Genomic DNA, 23,805 nt, shown 5'->3' with positions numbered 1-23,805 from the left:
CATCGACGGAAAGAAAGTCTGAGGCGACGGATAAAATTAGCGTCGACGGAAAGCAAGGCCAGACCGACGGAAAGAAGTCTCAAAGCGACGGAAAGAACAGCGACATCGACGGAAAGAAAGCCTGAGGCGACGGATAAAATTAACGTCGACGGAAAGTAAGGCCAGACCGACGGAAAGAAGTCTCCGAGCGACGGAAAGAACTCCTGCATCGACGGAAAGAAAGCCCGAGTCGACGGATAGAATTAATGGCGACGGAAAGCAAGGCCAGACCGACGGAAAGAAGTCTCCGAGCGACGGAAAGAACTCCTGCATCGACGGATGGCAATCCCAGGGCGACGGATCGAAATAGCGGCGACGGAAAGCGAGACCCCACCGACGGAAAGAAGTCTCCGAGCGACGGAAAGAACTTCTGCATCGACGGAAAGAAAGCCCGAGCCGACGGATAGAATTAATGGCGACGGAAAGCAAGGCCGACCGACGGAAAGAAGTCTCAAAGCGACGGAAGGAACAGCGACATCGACGGAAAGAAAGCCTGAGTCGACGGATAAAATTAGCGTCGACGGAAAGCAAGGCCAGACCGACGGAAAGAAGTCTCAAAGCGACGGAAAGAACAGCGACATCGACGGAAAGAAAGCCCGAGTCGACGGATAGAATTAATGGCGACGGAAAGCAAGGCCAGACCGACGGAAAGAAGTCTCCAAGCTACGGAAAGAACTCCTGCATCGACGGAAAGAAAGCCCGAGTCGACGGATAGAATTAATGGCGACGGAAAGCAAGGCCAGACCGACGGAAAGAAGTCTCCGAGCGACGGAAAGAACTCCTGCATCGACGGATGGCAATCCCAGGGCGACGGATCGAAATAGCGGCGACGGAAAGCGAGACCCCACCGACGGAAAGTCCGAGCGACGGAAAGAACTCCTGCATCGACGGATGGCAATCCCAGGGCGACAGATCGAAATAATGGCGACGGAAAGCAAGGCCAGACCGACGGAAAGAAGTCTCAAAACGACGGAAGGAACGCTGACATCGACGGAAAGCGAGCAAAAAAATACTAGCAAGAGCTGAATAGTAGGAATTTTTCCGTTCTTTCTATCTAAAAAAGTTGATGAAAGATTTAATTTGTATTATACGTATTTCAAGTTTTTTGGAACCTCTTTTAATGAGGTTCTTTTTTTATACAATAGTTATAGGGGGTGAAGAAACAATGATTTTATTAGACCGTCAGGAATCGGAGCAACACAAAATTTTAGATGCTTTGATACGGAGATTACCTAGCACACATACTGAATACATGAATTATTTTGAGAGGTTGAGACGTATACACGCAGGCTTTGCTGGTGAGCAAAGAGTAGATGCCGAATGGCTTGAAATTAATTTACCTCATCAGCATTATTTTCTTCATGATTTACAAATACTTAATCACTTTGGCACTACTCATCAAATAGACACCGTTTTACTTTGTCCTCAATTTATATTGATACTCGAAATTAAAAATGTAACAGGCTTTCTTGATTTCGATGAATCCTTTAATCAATTTACACGAACTACAGCTGAAGGGGATATCGAGGGAATGACTAATCCATTTCATCAAGGGAGGCGACATATGGAATGGATGATGGGAATGTTGCATCAGTCACGGCTTGAGATTCCTGTCCATTATGCTGTCGTATTGGCTACGAAAAATGCTATTTTATCGAAGAGTTTAAGGGGACAACCAATTTTTCATGTTTCAGGTTTACGTTATCATGTTCGAAAATGGCTTCAACAGCATAAAAAGGCGGGGGTGGATGAAGAAAAGTTATTTCAATTTGCTTCTAAATTATTATCCATGCATAGGCCAATCAAAAGAGAAATAGCACTGCCTGTCCGAGATTTAGTAAAAGGTGTGCTATGTGAAAGTTGTTTAAATGGACAGAAAATGAACTATCGTTTCCCAAAATGGTATTGTCAGCGTTGCGGAGCAGTTGATCAAGAGGCAATTTTTAGGACGCTTGAAGATTATCGATTGCTAGTAGGCGAAACGTTAACAAATAAAAGCTTTTGTGAGTTTTTTGCAATAGATTCGCCGAATACAGCTTATAAATTACTACAAAAGTTACCGTTGAAAGCTGAGGGTACAAAAAGTAACAGGAAGTATTGGATTGTAGATTAAAGAGCAGAAATTCAAGCGGTCTGAAGTTTTGCTAGGAATGTTGCAGAAGGCTAGAAGTCTTAGAGCGACGGAAAGAACTCCTGCATCGACGGAAAGAACCCTCAAGGTGACGGATAGAATCAGCAACGATGGAAAGGAAGGTCTCACCGACGGATAGAAGTCTCGGAGCGACGGAAAGAGCTCCTGCCCCGACGGAAAGAACCCTCAAGGAGACGGATAGAATTAGTGTCGATGGAAAGGAGTGCCTAAACGACGGAAAGTAGTCTCAGAGCGACGGAAAGAACTCCTGCCCCGACGGAAAGAAACCTCAAGGAGACGAATAGAATCAGCAACGACGGAAAAACTGGCCTCAACGACGGAAGAAAGTCACGAAGCGACGGAAAGAACTCTGGTCCCGACGGAAAGAATCCTCAAACTGACGGAAAGAACATTCCCCAAATGACAGGATTACTCGCAAATTCCCTACTAGACAAATAGAATTTTTAAGTATATAGTTAGCTAGGCTAACTAATTGAAAAGGAGTGGTATTTTTGACAATCGAACAAGAATTTTTTAATCAATACCGCTTAATGTACAGACCGTTTATCAATCTAGTAAATGTGCAGTTAGAGAAATATCAGTTGTATAGTTCTCAATGGGCTCTCCTTCGGTTATTGATGGATAAAGGGCCACATACATTTGTTGACATTGCGAATTTTATGTTTATTGAAAAGCCGAGTGTGACAAGGCTTGTGCAAAAGCTTGTGGAGCTTGGCTATGTGGAAACGGTAGCGGGTAGGGATAAGCGCGAAAAGCTTATACAATTAACGGCTAATGGTGAAGAGGTTGTGCAGGAAATTAAGGCACAATTAAAACCATTTTTTGAACAGGCACTCGCAGGCGTATCAGAGAAGGAGATTGAAATTGCGACAAAAGTTTTAGCGAACATTTGTGCAAATATCAATCGGTAGGAGAGAAAAAAGTGGAAGCATCTAGACAAAAACTTTGGACGAAGGACTTTTTAATCGTCTCACTTATAAACTTTACCATTACATTAATTTTTTATTTATTGATGGTAACAATTGCAGGTTATGCGGTTGAGCACTTTGGGGCTTCAACTAGTACGGCAGGGCTTGTATCGAGTATTTTTATTATTGGTACTTTATTTGGTCGTCTTGGGACAGGGCGTATCATTGGGGATTGGGGTAGCAAGAAAACATTATTTTGTGGATTATTATTGTTTATGCTATCAACGATGTCTTATTTTATCGCAACGAATTTGCCGCTTTTAATGATCAATCGTTTAGTACAAGGGATTGCACTTGGGGTGGCTAGTACGGCGACAGGAACAATTATTGCGCAAATTTTACCGCCTGAGCGTCGAGGGGAAGGTATTGGTTATTACAGCTTAAGTGCTATTTTAGCAACGGCTATAGGACCTTTTGTAGGTATTCTTTTAACACAGTTGTTTGAAGATTATCGTATGATTTTTGCTGTTGATTCCGTATTAGCTATTGTTTGTTTTTTGATGTATTTTATCGTAACCGTTCCGGATGCAACGAAGAAGGCCAAAGAAATGGCTGAGAAAACAGGCTTTAAGCTAAGTAATTTTATCGAAATGCGCGCTGTGCCAATTGCTTTTGTGGCGCTCGTTATTGGCTTTGCCTATTCAGGGGTTATGTCATTTATGACGTTTTACGCGAAAGAGCTTAATTTGGTTACAGCAGGAAGTTATTTCTTTATTATTTATGCAATTGTTATTTTAGCGACACGTCCATTTACAGGGAAATTACTAGACACTAGAGGTGCGAACATTGTTATCTATCCATGTCTAGTCATTTTTGCGATCGGTATGTATGCCTTTAGTTCGGCGACAAGTAGTGTTGTCTTTTTACTAGCTGCTGCTTGCATAGGGATTGGTTATGGCAATTTCAACTCGGTAGCGCAAGCAATAGCTATTAAAGTTACACCAAATGAGCGTTTAGGACTTGCGACATCGACATATTTTATCTTATATGATTTAGGTTTGGGGGTTGGTCCTTATTTCTTAGGATTCTTCGTCCCTACGTCGGGGTACAGTGCCATTTTCTTCGCGATGGTATTCGTTATTTTAGTTTCAATTGTCCTTTATTATTTCTTATACGGAAAGTATGAAAAACAAGCAAAAATTTCATAGGTTAGAATCGTTATATTGAAGAAAAAACATCATTATCAACTAGATAATGATGTTTTTTTCTTTAAATGAAAATACTTCTTGCATTTGAAGATGATAATCATTATCATTCTCGATATAAACTATTTCGGAAGTAGGTACTTAGCATGAAAAAAACATCATTATTGTCAGTATTAGTTGCAGGGGGCATTCTTATGACTGGCTGCGGCAATACAGATGAAGCTAAAAAAGAAGATAAGCCTGCAACAGTGCAAACAGAGCAAGCTTCAAAGGTTGATTTATCTGCTGAACTAGCAGCCTATCAAAAATTTGCTTTAGAGCAAATGGATCAATTTTTAATAAAAACAGAAGACTTTGTGAACGCATTTAAATCTGGTGATATTGAAAAAGCAAAAGCAGCTTATGCACCAGCACGTATGTATTTTGAGCGTTCAGAGCCAATCGCTGAGAGTTTCGGTGACCTTGACCCACGAATTGACGGTCGTTTAGCTGATATCCAAGAAGAAGGCAAGGGAGAAGAAGAATGGACTGGCTATCATAAGCTTGAGCATGCGCTTTGGGTAGAAAATAAAACAGCAGGCTATGAGAAAATTGCAGATCAATTACTAGCAGACGCAAAAGAATTACACGCTTTAGTTCAAACTGTAGAAGTAACACCGGATTTAATGATTACGGGTGCTGTTGATTTATTAAATGAAGTATCGACATCTAAGATCACTGGTGAAGAAGAAATTTATTCTCACACAGACCTTTATGACTTTAAAGCAAACATCGAAGGCGCAGAAAAAATCTTTGAAATCCTACGTCCGAAATTAGAAGCGAAAGACAAAGACTTAGTAGCAACATTAGATGAAAAATTCAAAGCAGTAGATGATTTATTGGCACAGCATGCAACAGCTGATGGTGGGTATGTTTCTTACGAAGAGTTAACGGAAGAAAACACAAAAGCACTTGCAGCAGCAGTTAATCAACTTGGAGAACCATTAAGTCAAATGGGTATTATTTTGGAGTGATAATGAATGACAGCGTCAAATGATGAAAAATGGATGAATAAAAAAATATCTAGACGTGACATGTTAAAGCTATCGGGTATCGGAGTAGCTGGTGTAGCTATCGGTGCTTCTGGCTTAGGTGGTGTTATGAAAGTAATGGGCTATGATGTCTTTGAGCCTGTTGCGGACAGCACGACAGCACGTAATAAAGTTGATTTCTATGGAAAACATCAATCTGGCATTATTACACCAGTTCAAACAAATATTTATTTTGCTTCTTTGGATGTTTTATTTACATCAAAGAAAGAACTACAAGAGTTGTTCAAACAATGGACACCTCTTGTTGTACGTTTAATGAATGGTGAATTAATGGTAGATTTAACGAAAAATGCTAGTATCCCAACAGGAGATACGGGTGAGGCGGCAGGATTGGATGCATCAAACTTATCGATCACAATAGGTATAGGACCATCTTTGTTTGATAAGCTTGGTATCCAGCATTTGAAACCTGCTGAATTGAAGGATTTACCGCATTTCCCGAAAGATCAATTGCAAAAAGAATTTACTGGTGGCGATCTTTGTATTCAAGCTTGTGCGGATGATCCACAGGTAGCATTCCACGCAGTCCGTAATTTAGTTCGAGCAGCTTCAGGCAAGGTAGAAATTAAATGGTCACAGGCAGGGTTCAATTCATTCCCAGCTGGTGGAGGAACACCGAGAAATTTATTTGCATTCAAGGATGGCACTGGAAATCCATCGACTACCGACGACAAAGATTTAAATAAAGTTGTATGGGTCGATAAAGGATGGCTAAAAGGCGGCTCTTATTTAGTTGCACGTAAAGTTCAAATGCATCTTGAAACATGGGATCGCACATCTTTGAAGGAGCAGGAGGCAACATTTGGTCGTTATCGCGATAGTGGTGCACCTTTCGGTAAAAAGAAAGAGTTCGATGATTTTGATGTAGAGGCGAAAGATAGTAACGGTGAGTATATTATGCCAGATACTTCACATGTCCATTTGGCACGTAAATCAGGTGCACGTATTTTACGTCGTTCTTACTCTTATGCATCAGGTGTTATGACGAATACTGGTGCGCACGATGCCGGACTATTATTTATATCTTATCAAAAAGACCCAGCCCAATTTACAACAGTTCAAAATAGCTTAGGGCGAATGGATAAAATGAATGAGTACATTACCCATCGAGGCAGCGCAGTGTTTGCTTGTTTCCCTGGTGTATCAAAGGGGAGTTATATAGGTGAAGCACTTTTTAACACGTTGTAGTTTAGTACTTTGCTTGTTATTGGCACTTGCTGTACCGGTGCAGGCAGCGCAATCATATAGTCATTTGTACATTTCTATAAGTGATGCGCTAATGAATACGAAGCAGGACAAAGAAGCTGAGGCACAACATGCCCTTGAACAATTTGCAACAGACTGGGCGTCGGTCACATCTGAGCAAAAGGATGCAAAGGAAAAAGTGGATGAAATTCTTGAGCAAGCAGTTAAAGCTACTTCCAAGGATGAACGTTTAAAGGCACTATCTGACTTGTCAAATGCCTTACGTGCATTAGAAAAGCTTGAGAATCCTGTAGATGAAGCGGCGCAGCGAACAGAATTTGGCATGAAATTTAAACCTATCATGAAAGCATTTGAAGATGCCTTAGCAAGTGGTGATTTAACTACAATCGACGCGGAGTATAAGGATTTTAATGCGAAATGGAAGAAAATTGAACGCCCTGTACGTGAGCAAAGCATTGCGATGTACGGTCAAATTGAAACACAAATGGCTTTTATTCGGATCTCACTTGCTTCTGAAAAGCCAGATGTAACTTTAATGCAATCGCAATATGCAGATTTAAAACAAACAATCGAGGATTTTGTAGCAGGTAATGATACGGCGAAAGTTGTTGAAGGTGAGTATTCTTTAGCAACATTAGTCGCTTATATTGATGAGGCGAATGATTTTATCGATGCAGGTGACTACAAGGCTGCATCTGATAAAATTCGAGAGTTCATTAAAATATGGCCAAGTGTAGAGATTGATATTTCAACACGTAACGGTAGCCTTTATACAAAAATTGAAAGTGATATGCCGATTCTCGTTAGTGACTTATTAAAATCAAACGTCGATGTCAAAGCAATTAAAAGTAAGCTTGATACTTTCCGCACTGAAATTGAGCTGATTCAAGGTGACTCGGATTATACTCTGTGGGATGCAGCATTAATCTTACTGCGAGAGGGCTTAGAGGCACTGCTCATTATTATGGCATTAGTATCGTTCTTAGAGAAATCTGGACAAAAAACAATGCGCAAATGGATATTTGTGGGCGCATTTGTAGGGATCTTACTATCAGCGGTAGCAGCTGTTTTAATGTCGACACTTTTCCAATCTGCGACAATTGATACAAGTCGAGAGCTGATGGAAGGTTATATTGGGTTACTAGCAGCTGCAATGATGATTGGAGTTGGTATTTGGCTCCATAGTAAATCAAGTGTGACAAGCTGGAATCGCTATATTTCCAAACAAATGGGCAATGCCATCTCAACTGGCTCGGTGTTTGCGATGGCAGCAATTAGCTTCCTATCCGTTTTCCGTGAAGGTGCAGAAACACTTGTCTTTTATGCGGGGATTGCACCTAAAATGGAGACATCTCAATTTGTACTAGGTATCATAGTAGCACTTTTATTATTAGCTATTTTTGCATTTGTGTTATTGAAAGCAAGTGGAAAAATTCCAATTCATAAATTTTTCGCAGTGGCAACGGTGTTAATCTATGTATTGGCATTTAAAATTATTGGTGTCAGTCTGCACACTTTGCAGCTAAGAGATTCAGTTTCAACAACAATTGTGGATGGCTTGCCAGTTGTCAGCATCATTGGATTCTATCCAACAGTAGAAACAATGCTTGGACAAGCGATTTTACTTTTACTTGTTGTAGCTACGATTATTTATAAAAAGAAACAAAAATAAGTAGAAGGGCGGATGAATATATTTTCATCTGCCTTTTTGCTTGTCGATAAATATTTTATGTAATTAATTGTATTGTTTTTACCTTTTCTGAATAAAGTTGTGCTTATTGAAATGAAAGGTAGGGGCTTCTTCAAAAAGTAGAAATAGAGTATTATTGTATGGAGAGGATGAATATGGTGAAAATCATAAAGAAAAATATACAATATCCGTTAATTTTTTTCATACTATGTATTATATTTCAATGGTTATTTCGTAGTGACATTCAATGGGGACAAATTATTGGAGTTTCAATTTTAATTTTCCTTTTTCATATATTTTACGATTGGGCAAATATCCCCTATAAATGGAAGAAGGAATAAGCTTTTTTGAGTTATTATTCGAATAGGCTTTATAAAATTGCTACGGTAGCTAACTCAAAGTTGGACCCGTGCTACAATTGTTTTAATTTCTTTTAGTGGTTGTTTGGACATCCGCTGAACTTAGTCCAAGAACATCATGTCCTGTGGCAATTTATCTGTGCGAAAGCGAAGCGACAGCAACATCAACACATGACTCAGTGACCAACATCAAGTTGGCCAAAAGAATATGGGGGGATGGAGATGGATAGTGACAATAAATACGGTAATGAAAGTAACGAAAGCTACAGTTATCAAACCTACAATATTTTTGCGTATATTATCGGTATTCTATTTTCACCATTATTAGGGGTGATTATGGGAATTGTAGGTGTAATACAGCGTAAGAAAAATGCATGGAGTATTATTATCATTTCAATTCTTAGTTGGGTTCTGAATGTATTCGTAATTAATAATATATAGATGTAGCTTTACTGAAATAGGGATTGTATAATCATTAAGTACAATTTTCATAATGAATGCTCCAACAATCTAGGGGACTTGTGCGTATTACAACTCATACACGTAAGTCCTTTTGTTATGTTGTTCACTCACTTACTGGAACTCTACATTTTCATATGGAGCGCTGCATGTCAAAGCTGTGGTTATGATTGAATCAAATCTCACAAGTGCTACAGCTGCTTTGAATATTTCTGTACTCTTAATCAAACTTATTATAAATAGCGGTGTCAGCCGTTTAAAATACCGTACATCTTTAAAGGGGATATCCAAACTAATGAAAAATATTTTTAACCATATGCATACAGCAGAAGTTTTAAAACGTATCGACAAATTGAGTCCAAATTCACAACCGCAATGGGGAAAAATGGATGTTGCCCAAATGCTAGCGCATTGTTCATCTTTCCAGGACATCGCAATGGGAAATTCTTTTCCACCAAGGAGTTGGTTAGGAATAATAGTAGGGAGGTTTGCAAAACAAATCGTTTACAATGACAAGACATTGCCTCATAATATGTCTACTATTCCAACTATTTTGATTGCAGATGATAGAGAATTTGAGACAGAAAAAGAAAAGCTTAAACAAAAAATTATCACATTCCAAAATAACGGACCAGAGAAGTGCACAACTCATCCTCATCCTTTTTTTGGGAAACTCACTTCTGAGCAATGGGGTAAATGCGTATACAAACATCTTGACCATCATTTTAAACAGTTTGGAGTTTAACTTCTTTCAGCAACAAGTGTTTTCTGTAGCGACAAGTACGGTTCAATTGAATATAGAAAAAGCATGTTTTGATCATTCTTTTTTCAAAACACGCTTTTTCTATTTGCTCTTTTTCATGATTTATAGAAACTGCAGCTAAACAAAATAGTGTTTTTCTCAGTCTGAGGGGGAGCTGCTTAGAAGTTAGTTACCCCAATGAGACGGACGCTTCAGGTGAGAGGGTAATTTTGTTTGGTGATTGCCTTGTGCTGAATTTATTTGCATTTGGGTTAAAAACATACTGCTAGAAAGGTCTGCGCCACGTAAATTTGCGTCACGTAAATCCGCACCTATAAAATCAACACCTCTTAAATCTACATTTTGTAGGTTGGTAGCAATTAAATAAGCTCCTCTAAGATCAGTTGCTCTTAAATCCTTGCCTTTTAAATTCTTCCCAATCCAATCAACTCCACGATAGTTATACTTTCGAGCGTTTTTTCCATTAATCTTCTCGATAAGGTTTTGGCGAATTTGCTCACTTGTTTCTAACAGTAAAACATTCACTGGCAGTCGGAAATTAGGAATATCTATTGCTAGTAATGCATCTGCTTCTAGCTCAGTTGCACGCTGTAGTTGTTCTAATTGCATATGTAGTTTATTAAATAGGAATGAATCAACCGTATACGATAATGCCTCTGCTACGTAGGCGATCATTTCATAAAGTTGTTCCATAATCGGAAAGACTCGATACATTTTCTCAGAAATTTCAGGGTGTTGTCGCCAGTCTTGTCCATGGAAGGTTGTTTGTGACACCTTTTGTCCTGCTCCTAAACAATCAAAAACTGTACACCCTTTAAACCCTTGATCTCTAAGTTTACTATGAATTTGACAGCTAAAATCCGATTGTAGATTAGGGCAAGGTGTCCCAGCTGCTTTATCAATGGCAAAGTCGCTAGAAGCAGCAATATTTAAAGCCGTGCAGCATAGACCAAAACAGCTTTGGCAATCTGCCTGTAAACTTTCACGTATTTTTTTCCCCATTGTATAATCCATTTTTTGTACTTCAGACATTATTGTATACCTCTCTTAACACATAAACTTCTTACATTTAATACTATCACTTATTATGCATATAAGGATAATTTTGTATGGATAAATTTATTATTTACCTCTAGATATTTAGGAAATAAATTGATAGTTTTTTACAAAATCGGAATAGCCCATTGACAATTTATTGTAAAATGCTATAATTTTTATCGACAGACAGTCGGTCTATTAAGGAGGAATAAACATGAGAAAAGAAGCGATAGAGCGCAGAAACGAAATACTTGTTGCGGCTGATGAGCTTTTCGGCCAGAAGGGTTTTGATGGCACAAGTACTAACGATATTCTTGAAAAGGTCGGAATTGCACGGGGAACGCTGTATTATCACTTCAAGTCGAAGGAAGATATTATGGACGCGCTTATTGATCGATATAATACTCAAATTTTAGGTGCAGCCAATGGAATTGCTGCAGATAAGAGCATAGCCGTTCACGAGCGTATTGTTCGTGTTGTGATGGCACTAAACATAAGCGGCGGCAACGGCAAGGAAATTATTGACCATATACATAAGCCTCAGAACGCGCTTATGCATCAGAAAATACAAAAGGTTATCATTAATGGTCTTCCACCGATATTGACGGAAATAATTCGTGAGGGTATTGAGCAAGGACTATTTAGTACACCGTATCCGTATGAATGTATGGAAATGATTGTGGCCTATACGAATACCGTTTTTGATGATGATATGGTAGATCTGACAGATGAAGAACGTGCTGCACGTATACCAGCTTTTATATTCAACGTAGAAAGACTGCTCGGTGTCGAAAGCGGAAGTCTTATGTACATGATGAAGATGTTTGGCAGTGGGGGTGAAGAAAATAGAAACAACAGTTAATTCAGAGGGGTTATTCGGGAGATTTATTCTGCTATGGTCAGGACAACTAATTTCAGCAATAGGAAGCGGGCTTACAGCGTTTGGGCTTGGTATTTATGTTTTCCAACAGACGGGAAAGGCATCGGCAATGGCACTTGTAACCTTACTTGCGTTTATGCCATCACTTCTTTTAAGCCCCGTAGCAGGAGTACTTGCGGATCGTTATGACCGAAGAATTTTAATGGTGTTAGGCGACAGTCTTTCAGCGATAGGACTTGTTTATATTCTTATCTGTATGCTTAGCGGGGAAGCACTGTTATGGCAGATTTGTGTGGGAGTTACAATAAGCTCGGTGTTTTCATCGCTGCTTGATCCCGCATACAAGGCTACGGTTACGGATTTACTGACCGAGGAACAATACACAAAGGCAAGTGGCTTAGTCCAGGTAGCGGGTTCTGCAAAATTTTTGATTTCTCCCATCATTGCAGGATTTTTGCTAACCGTTTCGGATATAAAGCTTTTGCTTGTCATCGACATCTGTACATTTTTTGTAACCGTTACTTCAGCCCTTGCAGTACGGAGAGGTCTTGTTTCAAAGAAATACGAACAGACAAAATCATTTATCCATGAATTCAAAGATGGATGGAGTGCAGTTTCTGAAAACCGAGGGGTGCTTGTTCTTGTCATCATGACATCGGTGCTGACATTTTATCTTGGAATTATTGAAACACTTTCCATTCCGATGTTGCTTACTTTTACGAGCAGCTCCGTAATAGGAACGGTGGAAACGTTTGTCGCTACAGGGATGCTCGTATCTAGTGTGATCATCGGATTTCTTCCAATCAAAAAAGGGTATGTGAAAATTCTTTCGTTTTCGCTATTTTTTGAAGGAGTATTTATGGCGGCATTCGGACTTCGCGAAAATATAATACTTATTTGCATTTCAGGTTTTTTCTTTTTTGCCATGATGCCATTTGCAAACTCAACATTGGATTTTCTTGTTCGTACTAACATTGATAATGCCGTTCAGGGTAGAGCGTGGTCACTTATCGGGGTAATTTCACAGCTTGGATTTGTTGTCGCCTATGCGCTCTCAGGTATACTTGCAGATTATGTGTTCACCCCTTTGCTAGTTGACGGCGGATTGCTTGCCGACAGTGTAGGGAAAATTACTGGTACAGGTCAAGGCAGAGGAATGGGCTTACTCATCATAATTGCTGGCATTTTATTATGTGTTACTTCATTCATTCTGTTCAACTTGAAGTCAGTTAAAAAGCTTGAAAACAGAGGTGACGTATGTATTACAGAATAATCCGGAATGACATTTCTAAAAGCAAACTGATAACGCTGACAACAACAATATTTGTCGCCGCAGCGGCTATGCTCGTTTCTCTCTCGGCGATACTTATCATCAATCTTTCAGGTGCGATTGATTCACTTATGAATCAGGCGAAAACTCCGCATTTTATGCAAATGCACTCGGGGGATATTGATACTGTACGGCTTGCGAATTTCGCGGAGCAAAATAGCGATGTCGATGAATTTCAAGTACTTGAATTACTCAATATGGATAACGGGCAAATTATTTTAGGGGATAGTTCGCTTGCGAATAATGTGCAAGACAATGGTTTCAGCATACAGAGTGAAAAATTCGATTATCTTCTTGATCTTGAAGGAAACATTATCAACGTATCCGATGGCGAGCTTTATGTTCCAATTAACTATATGAAGGACAACACAACTAGAGTCGGTGATAAAGCCGTAATAGGTGGAAAGGAATTTACTGTAGCGGGCTTCCTTCGTGATTCACAGATGAATTCTATGCTGTCTTCTTCAAAAAGATTTCTAGTCAGTCCGAATGATTACGCGGCAATAAAAGACCATGGAAGTATGGAATATTTGATTGAGTTTAGATTAAAGGATTTATCTGCGCTCGGTGAATTTGAAACTGATTATGCCTCCGCAGGACTTGAAGCGAACGGACCAACGATTACATATCCACTTTTCAAAACACTTAACGCATTTTCTGACGGGATAATGATAGCGGTTATTCTTCTTATAAGCGTTCTCGTCGTTGCCATCGCATTTATGTGTATACGCTTTACACTTCTTGCGAAAATTGAGGACGATTACCGTGAAATTGGTGTTATGAAGGCAATAGGGCTACGTCTATCTGACATTAAGAAAATTTATCTTGCGAAGTACACAGCGATTGCAGCAGGGGGGAGTATTCTCGGTTTTGCACTTTCGTTCTTATTCAAAGGCATCCTTCTTGAAAATATCCGGCTTTATATGGGGGAAAGTGAAAACTCTTCCTTTGCTGCGGCTTTAGGAATAATCGGAATTCTGCTTGTATTCCTCGCAATCATTGCCTATGTAAGCGGGGTGCTGAGACGCTTTCGGAAAATATCTGCTGCAGAAGCAATCCGTTTTGGCACTTCACAGGAAAAAAACGCAGGCGCAAAGCTTTTTAGTTTGAATGAAAACAAACTGCTTAACACGAATATTTTTCTTGGTATCAAAGATGTTCTTGCAAGGAAAAGACTTTACGCCACTATGCTTGCAGTACTTGTAATTTCAGCATTTATCATTATTGTTCCACAAAACCTTTACAACACGATTTCCTCAACAAGTTTCATTAAATATATGGGTATTGGAAACTACGATATTCGTATCGATATTCAGCAGACTGATCATATATCCCAAAAATCTGCCGATATTTTAAAATCGATGAACAGTGATAGTTCCATTTCAAAATATACCATCCTTACAACTAAGACATTCAAAACCAAAAAGGAAGACGGTTCGGAAGAAAATATAAAAATCGAACTCGGCGACCATTCAATATTCCCAATTCAATATACCGAGGGCAGAGCACCCGCAGCAGAAAACGAAATTGCACTTTCGGCTTTGAACGCTGATGAAATGAGCAAAAAAGTCGGCGATGTCATTACGATCGTGATGAAGGGGAAGGAGACAAAGCTCACGGTCAGTGGCATTTATTCCGACATTACGAACGGCGGAAAAACGGCAAAGGCTGTTTTTACCGACAATTCGGAAGGTATAATGTGGAGCGTGATTTGCGCGAAGCTTTCAGATAAATATCTTGTTAATGAAAAAGTCTCAGAGTATGCGGACAGATTTACTTTCGCTAAGATTTCCAATATCGATGAATTTGTAACTCAAACATTCGGCTCGACTATACAATCAGTCGGCAAAGCATCCATTGCTGCCATTGCTATAGCACTCGTAATAACGGTACTAGTAACACTGTTATTTATGAAAATGCTTGTCGCAAAGGACAGATATTCGATTGCCGTCATGAAAGCATTAGGCTTTACAAATAAGGATATTACGATACAGTTTGCTTCGCGAGCGGTATTTGTATCAATGATCGGCATTGTCCTTGGCACTCTACTAGCAAATACTCTCGGAGAAGTACTTGCAGGCGCAATTATCTCCTCGTTTGGGGCGTCGTCGTTTAGTTTTTCAATTAATCCACTTTCGGCGTACGTGATTTGTCCGTTAATGATGGTATGCTCGGTACTGATCACAACAATAATTGGTACATCGGGCGCGGGGAAAATAAAAATATCCGAAAATATAAAGGAGTAGTTTATGAAGAAGATTATAAGCGGTGAACATATTGTAAAATCTTTCGGTGAGGGCGATGAAAAGTGCAATGTTCTCGACGGAGCGTCCGTTGACATAAACGAGGGTGAGTTTGTTGCGATAATGGGACCCTCTGGCTCGGGAAAATCAACGCTAATGTTTGCACTGAGCGGCATGGACAGCGTTGATGGCGGAAGGGTTATTTTTGATGGCAATGATTTATCGTCAGTCGGAGAGGTTGAACTTTCAGATATACGTAGAACTAAAATGGGCTTTGTATTTCAGCAGCCAACGATGCTTAAAAATCTAAATATTCTCGATAATATAATTCTTCCATCAATGCGCGAAAACAGAAAAAACGTTGCAAAAATATCAGAGAAGGCAAGGGCACTTATGAAGAGGGTAGGCATTGAGGAGCTTGAAATGCGCGACATTACGCAAGTTTCGGGAGGGCAGCTACAGCGAGCAGGGATCTGCCGAGCACTTTTGAACAGCCCGAAAATCATCTTCGGCGATGAGCCTACAGGTGCTCTTAATTCAAAATCAGCACAGGAGATCATGGACATCTTTTCCGAAATTAACGCGGGCGGTACAGCGATTATGCTTGTCACTCACGATGCAAAAGTAGCGGCGCGGACGGAGCGTGTGATGTTTATGCGTGATGGAAAAATCGTAAGTGAGTTGAAACTTCCAAAGTTCGACGGTATGAATATTGATGGTAGAGTAGAGAAAGTAACGGAGAAAATGTGGGAAATAGGGATATGAGTTGCTGTATCAACTAACGCTGTATCCAACAATGGGAAATGTAAGACTTCTAGAGTAGTAACGTATCGAGTTGCTAATAAAGGATTGGCTTTAGAGAAAAGCAGGGGAATTGGTTTACAAACCAACCTCTGCTTTTAGTTGTACGAACAAATTATTGTAGCTCATTATTTTCTGAAAAAAATGAAACTTTTGGATGTGGAATTCGTATTAACTGGAAAATACTGATTTTTAAGGAGGTAATATGTTTAAGTTTAGAAGCTTCTTACTTATATTTATATTCATATTCTTAATAACAGCCTGTACTCAGGATTCAGTTGTTCCTAAAGGAAAAAATGATGAAAATATTGTGGTTACACCGGATGGGAAAATTACCTTTGAGATTATTAATAAAATAAAGGTTCCACAAGAAAAAGTAGAATCAATAAAAGACGAACTCCTTAATGCCTATGATGAAATTCAGAATTCAATTCACACTCCATATGTCCCTTCCGAGAGAATAAATGTATTTCTCAATGAAGGAAATGGAATGTCATGGGGTTTGAAATCAGAACTTCAACTATATGGCATTAAGGAAAATCAATATCCACTTGTCCATGAACTGACACATTCCTTACTTGGTTATGGCAACAATTTTGATGGAAGCAGGGGCTATTTTACGCAAGAGGGTTTTGCTACTTATATGGCAGAAAAGTATGGGAAAAATGAGTCATATATCCATGAGATTATGAAGTACTTTATCGATGCAAACAAATTCATACCAATTAGCAAGTTGATAGATCAGAATCAAGACGATGCCTATTTTCGCCCAGCGCTTACAAATCAAAAAGAGTACACCCTTCAATGGATGAGCTATATTCATTCAGCTTCATTTATTACTTATTTAATTGATACTTATGGATTAGAAAAGTTTGAACAAATATACAATGAAGAGGACTTGGCTAAAAAAATAGAGGAAATATACGGAAAGAACATAAGTGAGATAGAAAATGATTGGGTAGTTTTTATTAAAAATAGTCAAACGGAATTAACATATGATGACAAAAGGAAAATAGAATCATTTTATACTGTTACTTCAGTTATTGATCAAATTGACCCCGAATTTTTCGCTAAAGAATAATTTATTGTAGAAGTTTATATGAAGCAAATGATAAAAAAAACGGTAAGATGTGATTCAAAGTAAGTTGTTAGCAATTATTTGAGAATCGTGTTTGAAGTTATAGCCGATGACACCGGATATATTACCTATCTCTTCTTCAAAAACAGGGGATGTGGTATTCTTCTTCATAAGGATACGATGCCGTATTTTTAGCAAGGCTTTTCTATTGGAAACATCCCAGAAAGCACATAACAAATATAAAAAGAAGAAGTGGTGAAGGAAAATGGGGTAACGGTAAAAGATATACTGCAATTGCCATCTTTTAGGGGGGCAGAAGTATTAACTGGAAAAAATAATCTTCATCGTACGGTCTCATCTTTATCTGTGTTAGAAGTATCAAATGTCGATTTTTTATCTACGATTATCCAATCAGTTCAGGAAGAATGGTATGCGGAAGAGCTAGTCATTAGCTCTTTTTATTCAATTAGAGATAGTGTTGAACAACAATGTGCAACCATTCAACACTTGCATGACCTTGGAGAATTGGGTCTTATTTTATATTATGTGGGAATTGTTGTGCCAGAGATTCCAGAGGAGGTACTGCAATTAGCAGACTCACAAGATTTTATTATTATTTGTATGCCTAAAAATGATTACTCTTTACGCTATAATGAAGTCATTTACGAAGTGATGGAAGCGATTGTTAGTAATCAGGCTGTCAATGATCATTTTGTGAAGGAAACATTAGAAAAGGTCAGCTTGCTACCGGAGCATTTACAAAGTGTAGAAATCACATTGAAAATGCTATCTGATCGCCTGAAAGCTAACATTGTACTGACAAACAATAATTTTGATATTGTGAATCAAGTAATGTGGCCTAGAAATTCTTCTTTAGATGTTTGGCATGTAATACAGGAATTTTCACAAAGTCATCTGAATAAGGACAAGGGAAAACTAGAATTTCAAAGAAGCGATTTATCGTGTGTCGTTGAATATAAAAGTGTTCAACAAAAAAATGGAGAACAACTTCATCTGTTTGTTTTAAAAGAGAATACGCCATTACCAGTAAAGACCATTGAAAAAATTAGTGAAGTTGTACAAGTGGCCATTAATTTATGGGGGGACAAGCATGATGAAGTTAGTGAGTATGCTTTAGTAAAAGCGATTATTAATGATGAAAGTGAAAAAATGCGAAGATTGGCTAACATGCTAAATATCGATGTATCTGCCATTCAAATGATGTGGTTAATGTATATTAACGACTTATCAGAAGAGAAGAAAATTAGGGACGAACTGGAAGAACAGCTTTCAAAGTATTATCAAACGACAGTGATTCAATGTATTGATCATTGTATTATTGTTCTTTTAGGAAATGGCTTATATAAATTTCATGAATTTGAGATTGCTACTGAGTTTATTGAAACGACGAATTACTACTCTCAAATATCAGAAATCGTTTACTCTCCGAAAATGAAAAATACTAAAGCTGTTCGTCAAATGTATCAATTGGTGAATCAAGTAGGAAAGAAAGTCCATATCATCTATCCAATGCGCAAATTGTTTACCGCAGCTGAACTTCGATCGATGAAGCGCGCCATTGATTTAAGTAAACAAGGGGAAGAAATAATTGAAGAATACCTGTCAGTTATTGACCCCATTTTAAATGATAAAGAGTCTCTAAATACATTAATTGCTTTTCTTTTAGATGCAAATGGAAGTTTTGATGAGTGTGGGAAAAACTTATACATTCACAAAAATACAGTAAAGTATCGTATCAGAAAAATTAGTGAACTAATTGGCAACGATGTAACGGTTTATTCGGAATTTTACGATGTCTATATGGCTTGCATGATCTATCGCCTAATTAATGGTTAGAAAAGTCTGGATTTTTGTCAAAAAAGATAAAAATTCAGACTTTTTTTTCATTTTTGAAAAAGACGTACGTTCCTAACTTCTTCTATAATAAAGAACATTAATTAATGAACTAACAATAAAAGGAGGGGACGATATGGGGAAAGATGGGCAAAGTCAGTCTTGGTATAGTCTAGGGATTATTTGGGCCGGTGCAATGATTTGTATACCAAGCTTATTAGTAGGGAATGCATTAATTTCTGGTATGAGTTTAACGAAGGCATTAGCGGTGTCTTTGGTTGGCTATACAATTGTAGTAATCATCATGATTTTTCAAGGAATGCAAAGTAGTGATTTAGGAAAGCCAACCGTGCATGTCGCAGGACAAGTGTTTGGTAAAAAAGGATCACGGACGATATTATCTATTATTTTGGCGATTGCTTGCTTAGGCTGGTTTGGCATTCAAGCCAATGTTTGCGGAGTTGCGCTAGCTAATTTGTTAGCACAGTATGATATGAATGTACCTATTCCATTAGCTTCTTTACTTAGTGGTTTAGTGATGGTGATTTCAGCTGTTTACGGCATCAAAGTGCTACGTGTCTTAAGTTATATTGCAGTTCCATTCTTAATTGTCATTTGTATACTAGGTCTAGTTCAAGCTTTATCTGGGGATAATCTACAGCTTATCTTGGATTACAAACCTAAAAATAACATGAGTTTTTCGGATGGACTAGCTATAACGATTGGTTCATTTGCACTTGGGGCAGTAATCGCGGGTGATTATTCTCAATTTTCCGAAAAACGATCAGATGTTTTTAAAGCTGCAACATTTGGGATTATTCCAGCTGGAGTATTGATGATTGGCGTAGGAGCAGTTTTAACAATCGCCTATCAAACAAGTGATATTACTGCTGTCTTTCTGAATATTGTCACTCCATTTATCGGTGGTATCGCTTTGATTTTAGCTACATGGAAAACCAATTTGGTGAATGCAATATCAGGAGGAATCGCCTTAATTAATGTTTTTAACGTTTCGAAGGACAAAGAGAAAATGGCAATTGGCATAGCTGGAACGATTGGGACTTTACTTGCCGTGATCGGTATTTTAAATTACTTTACACCAATTATGTCGATTTTATCAGCGATGATTCCTCCAGTTGCGGGCGTTATGATTGTCTCTTATTGGGTGACGAATAAAGGGAATAAAACAAGCTGGAAGGAAGTTGAAGGTGTAAATCGACTAGGAGTTTTCTCGTGGCTAGTTGGTGCAGTGATTGCTAGTATTCCAGTTGTTTTATCGTTATTCCCTAGCATGCCGCAATTACCGAATCAGCCACTAATTGGTATTGTTATTTCATTTGTTATTTATTATTTCGGTTATCGTCTAGCGATGCAAAAGACTGTCATATTGGAGGAGAATAGATGAGATATATAGATAAAGAAGCTATTGAACATATTGCAATTGGAGCAGCTTTTTTAGGAACAGGAGGAGGGGGGGACCCTTATATCGGAAAAATGATGGCTCTTTCTGCCATTGAAAAAAATGGACCAGCAAAATTGTATTCCGTCGATGAAATTGAAGATGAAGACTTTTTCATTCCAGCAGCTATGATGGGGGCACCTTCTGTTTTAGTTGAAAAATTTCCGCGAGGAGATGAGTTTGTTAAAGTTTTTCAAAAGCTAGCGAAATATATTGGAAAAGAAAAGGTTACAGGAACATACCCAATGGAAGCGGGCGGCGTAAATTCGATGATCCCGATTGTAGTAGCGGCACAGCTGGATATCCCTCTCATTGACTGTGATGGAATGGGGCGTGCATTTCCGGAATTGCAAATGGTGACATTTAATTTAGATGGTATTTCTGCAACACCGATGGCTATTACAGATGAAAAAGGAAATATCGGAATTTTTGAAACTATTGATAATAAATGGACGGAACGCATAGCTCGCTCAGCAACTGTTGAAATGGGCGCTAGCTCTTTAATTAGTTTGTACCCAACGACTGGAGCTCAGATTAAACAGAGCGGAGTCCATCATATCATTACGCTTTCAGAAAAAATCGGTGAAATTATTTCTTCAAAAAGTAAAAATGTGAAAGATAAACTGCATGAATTGCTACAGCTAGTTTCTGGCTATGAATTATTTCAAGGTAAAATTGTCGATGTTATTCGAGAAACGAAGGGTGGATTTAACCTTGGAAAAATGAATCTGGAAGGTATGGAAGTCAATAAAAACGAAAGCATGAAAGTCCATTTTCAAAATGAAAACCTTATTGCAGAAAAAAATGATCAAGTTGTCGCAATGACTCCTGATTTAATTTGTTTAGTAGATTATGAAACTTTATTGCCAGTGACAACGGAAAGCTTAAAATACGGTAAGCGTGTCCGAGTAATTGGATTGCCAGCTCATGAAAAATGGCGAACTAATAAAGGGATTGAAACAGCAGGTCCCAAATATTTTGGTTATGATTACGATTATGTTCCAATTGAGGAATTGGTTAAAAAGGTGGTAGCCGAACATGTATAAGATTGGAATTGATGTTGGTGGGACAAATACGGATGCCATTATTTTAGATGAAAATAGCAATCTCGTTCATAGTGTCAAATCCCCAACTAGTTTAGATATTAAAACAGGCATTGAAACGGCTTTACGAAACTTATTACAAGAATCGAACATTGATAAGACGAAAATTACGCATGCCATGTTAGGAACAACGCAATGTACAAATGCCATTGTAGAGCGTAAAAAATTAGCGAAAGTCGGAGTAATACGTCTAGGATATCCGGCAACTGCCTCTGTGCTGCCATATACTGCTTGGCCAAAAGATATGGTTGAAAAACTATCGGGCAATTATGCCTTAGTCCATGGTGGTTATGAATACGATGGTCAACTTTTAGGCGAGCTTGATGAAGGCGAAATTCAAACGCTTCTCGAGAACTGGCGTGATCAGGTAGAGTCAATAGCGATTGTTGGCGTTTTTTCTTCCATTAAGAATGATCAAGAATTTAGAGTACGCAATCTGATCCAAGATATTTATGGAGAAGAATTCCCTGTTTCTTGCTCGTCGTTGATTGGCTCAGTCGGTTTAATTGAACGTGAAAATGCAACTATTTTAAATGCGGCCTTATGCAAAGTAATTGAAACGACAACGACGGGCTTTGTTCATGCATTAGAAGGTGAAGGGATTTTCAATGCCAAAGTCTATTTATGTCAAAACGATGGAACATTAATGTCAATTGATTATGCTAAACAATTCCCGATTCTAACGATTGCATGTGGACCGACGAACAGCATACGAGGTGCTTCATATTTAGCAAAAATCAAAGATACGATGGTATTGGATGTTGGCGGAACGACCTCTGATATTGGGGTTTTACAGGATGGATTTCCAAGGGAGTCTTCTGTAGCGGTTGAAGTAGGGGATATACGTACAAATTTTAGAATGCCAGATATTATTTCTGTTGGCCTAGGTGGAGGCAGTATTGTCCGAGTAAATAACGGAGAAATTACCGTTGGACCTGATAGTGTTGGGTACAAAATTGCTGAAGAAGCACTTGTTTTTGGAGGGAACACTCTTACGACAACAGACATTGCTGTTCGCCTCGGGTTAGCTGATGTTGGTGATCGTAGCTTAGTAGCGCATATTGATGAAGCGTTTGCGAAAGAAGCTCAAGTAGAAATATCATCTTTAATTGAGCAAGCCATCGATAAAATGAAAACTTCATCAGAAGATGTTCAGCTTGTATTAGTCGGTGGAGGCAGTATTATTGTTCCGGATACTCTTCGAGGGGTCTCCAATATAGTTAAGTTTGAAAATGGGACTGTTGCAAATGCGATTGGTGCCTCTATTGCTCAAATTAGTGGTCAATATGAACAGATTTATATTTATTCTAGAGAGCCTCGTGAAATTTCTCTGAAAGATGCTCAAGAAAAAGCAGTGAAACAAGCTGTGTTAGCTGGAGCCCTTTCTGAGACGATTGAATTAGTGGAAGTAGAAGAAACGCCCCTTGCTTATCACCCAGAAAATGCAACAAGATTAAAAGTTAAAGTGGTAGGGAAAATGGGCTAGTCTTTCTTCATTTTGTTAGATAATTTTCTGTCAAAATCGATGATAATAATATAAAGAATTAGGCAGTAACGACAAGGAACAAATTCTTGTCGTTACTGCTTTTTTATAAAATAACTAATCATTTTTGTAACTTCTTTACGGGTTTCCTCTTGTACAAAATTCTGTATAAGCCAAAAAACTCAGACGGAAACAAATATGCTAAAAATATATACTGCTTTTTGAGTAGTAACTTCTTAGAAATTTTGCTTTTTCGGAAGTAAACCGTATTTTTTTGATTTTTTTCAAGTTTTGTTCAGTTTTCAACAAAACTTGATTTTGAAACACTTATAGCTAACGATATGCTACTAGCATAACTAGTTGAATTCTGATTTCTGTCAATTTTCGCTCTGTTTACGACAAAACTTGATTTTGAAACATTTATAGCTAATGATAAGCTACTAGGATACCCGGGAAAAGTAAAGAAAGAGGTAATATCAGGTTAATATTTTTAAATTAGGAATTATATCCATATAGAAAAGAACACAGAATATGGATTAAGTAAAAAAAAGACGCGTCCAAATATTACTGCAAATAAGAACATTACATTGCAATAGGGACTCCAAGTACAAATATTACGTCTGCAATGTAACTTGGAAATTCAAATTCTGATTAACTAAAGTAT

General features: G+C 38.4%; 20 protein-coding genes. 17 read left to right on the top strand and 3 right to left on the bottom strand.

Annotated elements, in window-relative coordinates:
* Positions 1–36 precede the first annotated feature (36 nt).
* Both ACMZ42_RS00245 and ACMZ42_RS00240 read right to left on the bottom strand, forming a co-directional pair.
* Positions 37–570, bottom strand: a complete 534-nt coding sequence (locus tag ACMZ42_RS00245) for a hypothetical protein (RefSeq protein WP_415730163.1) — start codon at positions 568–570, stop codon at positions 37–39.
* Positions 551–937 carry a hypothetical protein gene (locus ACMZ42_RS00240; protein ID WP_415730162.1) on the bottom strand — a complete coding sequence of 129 codons (387 nt, stop codon included), beginning with the start codon at positions 935–937 and terminating at the stop codon, positions 551–553. The genes ACMZ42_RS00245 and ACMZ42_RS00240 overlap by 20 nt, the downstream gene beginning before the upstream one ends.
* Before the next feature lie 267 nt (positions 938–1,204).
* Between ACMZ42_RS00240 and ACMZ42_RS00235 the strand changes: the two genes are divergently transcribed.
* The 8 genes from ACMZ42_RS00235 to ACMZ42_RS00200 all read left to right on the top strand — a co-directional run bounded on the left by ACMZ42_RS00235 (position 1,205) and on the right by ACMZ42_RS00200 (position 9,854).
* Entirely contained in the window at positions 1,205–2,152 is a 948-nt protein-coding gene (locus tag ACMZ42_RS00235; RefSeq protein WP_370077662.1) for a nuclease-related domain-containing protein, read from the top strand.
* 530 nt (positions 2,153–2,682) lie between these two features.
* Positions 2,683–3,102 (top strand): MarR family winged helix-turn-helix transcriptional regulator, encoded by a 420-nt coding sequence (locus tag ACMZ42_RS00230; protein WP_415730161.1) that lies wholly within the window; start codon positions 2,683–2,685, stop codon positions 3,100–3,102.
* 11 nt (positions 3,103–3,113) lie between these two features.
* The gene (locus tag ACMZ42_RS00225) at positions 3,114–4,307 is read left to right on the top strand and encodes an MFS transporter (protein WP_415730160.1); all 1,194 of its coding nucleotides are present in this window, start codon (positions 3,114–3,116) and stop codon (positions 4,305–4,307) included.
* Between the two features lie 143 nt (positions 4,308–4,450).
* Positions 4,451–5,317, top strand: a complete 867-nt coding sequence (gene efeO / locus ACMZ42_RS00220) for an iron uptake system protein EfeO (RefSeq protein ID WP_415730159.1) — start codon at positions 4,451–4,453, stop codon at positions 5,315–5,317.
* A gap of 6 nt (positions 5,318–5,323) precedes the next feature.
* Positions 5,324–6,583, top strand: a complete 1,260-nt coding sequence (gene efeB, locus ACMZ42_RS00215; RefSeq protein ID WP_370082267.1) for an iron uptake transporter deferrochelatase/peroxidase subunit — start codon at positions 5,324–5,326, stop codon at positions 6,581–6,583.
* Complete coding sequence (locus ACMZ42_RS00210; RefSeq protein ID WP_415730158.1) at positions 6,558–8,273, top strand: FTR1 family iron permease; 1,716 nt, start codon at positions 6,558–6,560, stop codon at positions 8,271–8,273. The genes efeB and ACMZ42_RS00210 overlap by 26 nt, the downstream gene beginning before the upstream one ends.
* A 599-nt stretch (positions 8,274–8,872) precedes the next feature.
* Positions 8,873–9,091: a hypothetical protein gene (locus ACMZ42_RS00205; RefSeq protein WP_415730157.1), complete on the top strand. Its 219-nt coding sequence runs from the start codon at positions 8,873–8,875 to the stop codon at positions 9,089–9,091.
* Between the two features lie 313 nt (positions 9,092–9,404).
* Positions 9,405–9,854: a DUF1569 domain-containing protein gene (locus ACMZ42_RS00200; protein ID WP_415730156.1), complete on the top strand. Its 450-nt coding sequence runs from the start codon at positions 9,405–9,407 to the stop codon at positions 9,852–9,854.
* Positions 9,855–10,037: 183 nt separating this feature from the next.
* Here ACMZ42_RS00200 and ACMZ42_RS00195 read toward each other — a convergent pair whose 3' ends face one another.
* The gene (locus ACMZ42_RS00195) at positions 10,038–10,904 is read right to left on the bottom strand and encodes a pentapeptide repeat-containing protein (RefSeq protein WP_415730155.1); all 867 of its coding nucleotides are present in this window, start codon (positions 10,902–10,904) and stop codon (positions 10,038–10,040) included.
* A gap of 220 nt (positions 10,905–11,124) precedes the next feature.
* On the opposite strand from ACMZ42_RS00195, the gene ACMZ42_RS00190 reads away from it, so the two are divergent.
* The 9 genes from ACMZ42_RS00190 (at position 11,125) to ACMZ42_RS00150 (ending at position 23,144) form a co-directional block, all read left to right on the top strand.
* The gene (locus tag ACMZ42_RS00190; RefSeq protein ID WP_415730154.1) at positions 11,125–11,772 is read left to right on the top strand and encodes a TetR/AcrR family transcriptional regulator; all 648 of its coding nucleotides are present in this window, start codon (positions 11,125–11,127) and stop codon (positions 11,770–11,772) included.
* Entirely contained in the window at positions 11,741–13,063 is a 1,323-nt protein-coding gene (locus tag ACMZ42_RS00185; RefSeq protein ID WP_415730420.1) for an MFS transporter, read from the top strand. The genes ACMZ42_RS00190 and ACMZ42_RS00185 overlap by 32 nt, the downstream gene beginning before the upstream one ends.
* Positions 13,048–15,366: an ABC transporter permease gene (locus ACMZ42_RS00180; protein ID WP_415730153.1), complete on the top strand. Its 2,319-nt coding sequence runs from the start codon at positions 13,048–13,050 to the stop codon at positions 15,364–15,366. Before ACMZ42_RS00185 ends, ACMZ42_RS00180 begins: the two co-directional genes overlap by 16 nt.
* Positions 15,367–15,369: 3 nt before the next feature.
* Positions 15,370–16,128 (top strand): ABC transporter ATP-binding protein, encoded by a 759-nt coding sequence (locus ACMZ42_RS00175; RefSeq protein ID WP_415730152.1) that lies wholly within the window; start codon positions 15,370–15,372, stop codon positions 16,126–16,128.
* A 241-nt stretch (positions 16,129–16,369) separates the two neighbouring features.
* On the top strand, positions 16,370–17,245 hold the full coding sequence (locus ACMZ42_RS00170; protein WP_415730151.1) for a hypothetical protein: 876 nt from the start codon (positions 16,370–16,372) through the stop codon (positions 17,243–17,245).
* A 252-nt stretch (positions 17,246–17,497) separates the two neighbouring features.
* Positions 17,498–19,099: a PucR family transcriptional regulator gene (locus ACMZ42_RS00165; RefSeq protein WP_415730150.1), complete on the top strand. Its 1,602-nt coding sequence runs from the start codon at positions 17,498–17,500 to the stop codon at positions 19,097–19,099.
* Between the two features lie 133 nt (positions 19,100–19,232).
* Positions 19,233–20,501: a cytosine permease gene (locus ACMZ42_RS00160; protein ID WP_415730149.1), complete on the top strand. Its 1,269-nt coding sequence runs from the start codon at positions 19,233–19,235 to the stop codon at positions 20,499–20,501.
* Positions 20,498–21,601, top strand: a complete 1,104-nt coding sequence (locus tag ACMZ42_RS00155) for a DUF917 domain-containing protein (protein ID WP_415730148.1) — start codon at positions 20,498–20,500, stop codon at positions 21,599–21,601. Before ACMZ42_RS00160 ends, ACMZ42_RS00155 begins: the two co-directional genes overlap by 4 nt.
* Positions 21,594–23,144, top strand: a complete 1,551-nt coding sequence (locus tag ACMZ42_RS00150; RefSeq protein WP_415730147.1) for a hydantoinase/oxoprolinase N-terminal domain-containing protein — start codon at positions 21,594–21,596, stop codon at positions 23,142–23,144. Before ACMZ42_RS00155 ends, ACMZ42_RS00150 begins: the two co-directional genes overlap by 8 nt.
* Positions 23,145–23,805: the final 661 nt, after the last annotated feature.

This window comes from Lysinibacillus sp. NPDC056185 (assembly GCF_047737915.1).
Taxonomy (GTDB): domain Bacteria; phylum Bacillota; class Bacilli; order Bacillales_A; family Planococcaceae; genus Lysinibacillus.
This window is presented reverse-complemented; position numbering and strand designations above follow the sequence as displayed.